The sequence below is a fragment of the Shigella sp. FJ200513 genome, assembly GCF_040495915.1.
Taxonomy (GTDB): Bacteria; Pseudomonadota; Gammaproteobacteria; order Enterobacterales; family Enterobacteriaceae; genus ECMA0423.
Genome location: NZ_JBDYCV010000285.1, coordinates 1 through 484 on the forward strand (window position 1 = coordinate 1; position 484 = coordinate 484).

Consider the following 484-nt stretch of genomic DNA (forward strand, 5'->3'; position numbering starts at 1 on the left):
AGCCTTCCCCCGCCAGACACATGCCGGGAACCCGGCGCTCTACCCGCAGGTCAAAATGGTCTGCCAGATGGAACTGACCAGCCATCTGCTGACGGCTGCAGCCTTCGGCACGATGAAGAACAGCGAAAATGAGCTTGCTGAGCAACTTATAGAACAAACCGGCGATAACACTCTGACGTTAATGGATAAAGGTTATTACTCACTGGGACTGTTAAATGGCTGGAGCCTGGCGGGAGAACACCGCCACTGGATGATACCTCTCAGAAAGGGAGCGCAATATGAAGAGCTCAGAAAACTGGGTAAAGGCGATCATCTGGTGAAGCTGAAAACCAGCCCGCAGGCACGAAAAAAGTGGCCGGGACTGGGAAATGAAGTGACAGCCCGCCTGCTGACCGTGACGCGCAAAGGAAAAGTCTGCCATCTGCTGACGTCGATGACGGACGCCATGCGCTTCCCCGGAGGAGAAATGGCGGATCTGTACAGT

1 protein-coding gene is annotated in these 484 nt (G+C 54.8%); it reads left to right on the forward strand.

All coding sequences use genetic code 11. The features are described from left to right. On the forward strand, positions 1-484 hold a 484-nt coding region (locus ABZJ92_RS22265; protein WP_353745954.1), incomplete at both ends, for a transposase.